The organism is Tunicatimonas sp., assembly GCF_049647865.1.
In the GTDB taxonomy this organism is placed as follows: Bacteria; Bacteroidota; Bacteroidia; order Cytophagales; family Cyclobacteriaceae; genus Tunicatimonas.
This window is the reverse complement of the sequence record NZ_JBARYM010000763.1, coordinates 1-3320: the sequence shown is the minus strand read 5'-3', so window position 1 is coordinate 3320 and position 3320 is coordinate 1. Positions and strand designations below refer to the sequence as shown.

Below are 3320 nucleotides of genomic sequence, written 5' to 3'. Positions count from 1 at the left end.
GTCCAATGGTTATCCAAACACCTAAGGACCATCAGTGGACGGATCGTAATCAAGCAACTTACATATCATTTACTACCAGTGAGGCCGGAACCTACGTGTCGAGAGTCTTAGAAGCTGTTTCAGTTAGAAATTTCGAGGGAAAAATGAGATGAATTCAGACATACCGAGGCATTTTTGAGGAGAATAGCAGCGCTATTTGACGAAAAAATAACGATGAGATGGTTCAATTTCGGCCATTTTTGACTGAAAGAATTAATTAAAACGGCTTCTTAGTGAAGCTTAGTCCGATTGAATTATCGGCTGAAGATTTATATTGAATATTTAAAACACGAATGACATACTGGAGGTATTGGCTAACTGAAAAGACGAAAAGCATATAAATGAACCAGCGCGGGAATTATACGCTAAACACTTGAAAGCTATTTTCAGGTAGGCAATGAACAATCTACTCACCATTAAGAGAGTCTTATAATATTCGGTAGAGTTTGTTCCTCAGGAGAATCCATACAACTTAGAAGGCAGTGATACTTCGGGAGTGCACTTGCTAGCCAACAGCGAGCTACTAGCTGACCAATGCGTATACGTTGACCTTTCGGAACAGCACGAACATAATCACGTCAATTCAGGCGAAAAGCACCAACACGATGAGGCACAGCTAAAAACCGATAAGCAGGGACTGGTAAGCGTAGATTTGACTCATGCTGGGCAGTGACATCTCCGTAGTATTCAAATGATTGAGAGCACTACTGATTAGTTAGATTACGAGTCAATCTGGGCTACACTGACGTTTGAAATTAGGTAGCTACCTGGAGTGATTTTAACCGCATTTAGCGCTGTACTGACATTTGTCCAGCTTCAGCTAAAGAGGTTGACCACTCTTTTAGTGTCTTACCTCCTGGAAAAGCGGAGCGAGTAGCTCCCTCAAAACGAAAAGTAGATCGCCCACCCCCATATTGAGTCTGCTTACCCGCCGTAACGGGTACTTTCAGGTATCGGCTAAATTCCTGAACGAATCGCTTTCCGGAAGCTCCGGCCCCTACTCGGCATCCGTGAAACTCCACGCTGCCAAACGGGCAAAACATAGGAGTTAATCGTGCTATGAACTCTCCAAAGTGTTTGCTTACAAAATAACTAATATCAAAATCTGAAAATTTTACATCGGATCTAGTGCCAGTAGATAATCCCATACTTCCTGGTGAACCATGTCCATGAAATCGTAGGAGTACCACTCGCCCGCGTTGCCCACGCGCCAAAATCTTATTTAGTACTACCTTTAATCCCCCACTCATGCCGTGGTTTACAATAGGGTTACCTCCGGCATTGCGAATAGCATCATTCTCGTAGCCAATGTCGGCCGCTTTGGCTACGTCAATAGTATCAATCACTTGTAAACCCTGAAACTGGTTAAGGGCCGCCCAAGTATTACGTCCCACTACTCCATCAACTCCTAGGTTCATCCTTTTCTGAAAATCAATAATTGCCTTGCGAGTTCTTCTTCCAAAGCTACCATCTACGGCAATGGTTTCACCTCGCTGTAGAGAACGATTCAATAAGATTTGAACAGCAGCCACGGTAGGTAGCCGATTGCCTTGTTTCAAGTAAGGATACATAATGAATTAAGTTGGTTTAGTTGCATATTGCTTAGTACCTCCAAAAGCAAATAGGTAAACCAAAAAGCGGAAGAATCTTGGGAAGTAGTTTGTATTAGCTAATCGTTTAATGCGAACCTAATTAAGTTGACAAACGTAATACAGTTGTATTACAACTAATAATTTCTTTATGTTGACGGTTCGATTATCTAACAAAACTGAAAAGGAGCTTCGAGAATTTTGTGAGCAGCAGCAAAAAACTAAATCTCAGGTAGTGAAAGAAGCTTTAACGCTGTACTTACAGCAGGTTCCTACTACCGCAAGTCCTTATGGGTTGGGTAAAGATTTGTTTGGCTTGGAAAGTAGTGATAGAACCGATAATTCAGCGAGATACAAATCCAGAGTTAAAGGTAAGCTGAATGAAAAGTACGCTCGTTGATGCCGGTCCGCTTATTGCTTTATTCGATAAGCGCGACCAATATCACCTAACTGCAATCAACTTTTTGAAAGGCTATTCGGGGAATCTACTTACCACCTGGCCGGTTATTACGGAAGCTTCTCATATGCTAAGTTTCAGTACAAATGCTCAAGTCAACTTACTGACGTGGATGCAACGAGGAGGGTTACAAATATCCGATTTAGATCAAACTCACTTAGTCCGCTTAATCGAGTTAAGTCAACAGTTTTCGGATGTTCCGATGGATTTAGCTGATGCCTCATTAATTGTTGCTTCTGAGAAGTACGGCATCCGCGAAATAGCCAGCATTGATTCCGATTTCTACGTCTATCGCGATATTCGTAACCAATTTTTAGTTAACGTATTCCCCAGACAGAGCTAAAGTGAAGAACTAACCCTAGTCAGCTGGAGCGATACGAGTTGCCGGAAGTTTCTCCGTAAAGATGATAGTTTTCCCGGAAAGCTCTTCTAACAGGGGGCGTAGTATGCGTTGAGCATTTACTTCTGTCTCATCTAAAATTCCTGAATTAGTAGCTGCTTCCTTAATCTGACGTTCCGCTTGCCGATAAGCGCGGGAGATAAACTGGTCGCGATTGGCAAACAGGCCCGTTTCTACCGAATAAATGCGGGTCTTCTCTAAATCCAGCTTGTAGTAGCAAATTTCGGGTTCGGGAAGGCGCATCCAAACCGTGTCGCCCGTAACTTTAACATCACTAGCACTAACTTTTAGTAGGTCTAAGCAACCTACCGCTTCCCCCTGAGTAATTAAAACGGCTTTGGAGTCAGTATCGAGTTTCAGAATATTTAAAAATTCTCGACTCATCTCCTGTACTTCGGTTACTTCCTGAAATCGGTACTTTACCAGCTCCATTTTGCCTAGGGCTTCAATTTCAGTAATCAGCGTAGTGGTTACTTCGGTTTCTGATAATACGGGCACCGATGGGGTTGTCCAAGTATTCCACTGATAACCAATGAAAAATGGAATACCCAGTAGTAGAACTAATGCTATGAATCGACGTACCCGCATCAACTTGAAGTTTTTAACGTACCTACGGGAGTAAAACGGCTAAATACTTTTTCAGTATGCGGCGCATCTACTAGTTCGGGAGTGAGGTCTTGCCCTGCCCAATGCTCGTAGTGCTTTCCACTCCGCCACATGCGCGATTCGCTCACATCGTAGATTATGCCTTGGTAAGCGCACCAAACCTCTTCCCGGTCTTGCCCATTGCGCATAGCCAGTTGGCGAATGGTATATTCGGGTAAGTTAGTCATGC

The 3320-nt window shown here is 43.2% G+C and carries 6 protein-coding genes; 3 read left to right on the top strand and 3 right to left on the bottom strand.

Features of this window, described 5'->3' with window-relative positions; all coding sequences use genetic code 11:
- Nucleotides 1–535: 535 nt before the first annotated feature.
- Entirely contained in the window at nt 536–712 is a 177-nt protein-coding gene (locus WBA23_RS22275; protein WP_424584483.1) for a hypothetical protein, read from the top strand.
- A gap of 115 nt (nt 713–827) precedes the next feature.
- Here WBA23_RS22275 and WBA23_RS22270 read toward each other — a convergent pair whose 3' ends face one another.
- Nucleotides 828–1610 (bottom strand): peptidoglycan-binding protein, encoded by a 783-nt coding sequence (locus WBA23_RS22270; RefSeq protein ID WP_424584482.1) that lies wholly within the window; start codon nt 1608–1610, stop codon nt 828–830.
- Nucleotides 1611–1779: 169 nt separating this feature from the next.
- Between WBA23_RS22270 and WBA23_RS22265 the strand changes: the two genes are divergently transcribed.
- Nucleotides 1780–2028 carry a hypothetical protein gene (locus WBA23_RS22265; protein ID WP_424584481.1) on the top strand — a complete coding sequence of 83 codons (249 nt, stop codon included), beginning with the start codon at nt 1780–1782 and terminating at the stop codon, nt 2026–2028.
- A complete protein-coding gene (locus tag WBA23_RS22260; RefSeq protein WP_424584480.1) occupies nt 2009–2428 on the top strand; it encodes a type II toxin-antitoxin system VapC family toxin in 420 nt (139 codons plus the stop codon). The genes WBA23_RS22265 and WBA23_RS22260 overlap by 20 nt, the downstream gene beginning before the upstream one ends.
- Before the next feature lie 15 nt (nt 2429–2443).
- Here the strand turns inward: WBA23_RS22260 and WBA23_RS22255 are convergent, their stop codons facing one another.
- Together WBA23_RS22255 and WBA23_RS22250 are read right to left on the bottom strand one after the other, a co-directional pair.
- The gene (locus WBA23_RS22255; RefSeq protein WP_424584479.1) at nt 2444–3073 is read right to left on the bottom strand and encodes a DUF4230 domain-containing protein; all 630 of its coding nucleotides are present in this window, start codon (nt 3071–3073) and stop codon (nt 2444–2446) included.
- Nucleotides 3073–3318 carry a cytochrome b5 domain-containing protein gene (locus WBA23_RS22250; RefSeq protein ID WP_424584478.1) on the bottom strand — a complete coding sequence of 82 codons (246 nt, stop codon included), beginning with the start codon at nt 3316–3318 and terminating at the stop codon, nt 3073–3075. Before WBA23_RS22250 ends, WBA23_RS22255 begins: the two co-directional genes overlap by 1 nt.
- Nucleotides 3319–3320 lie beyond the last annotated feature (2 nt).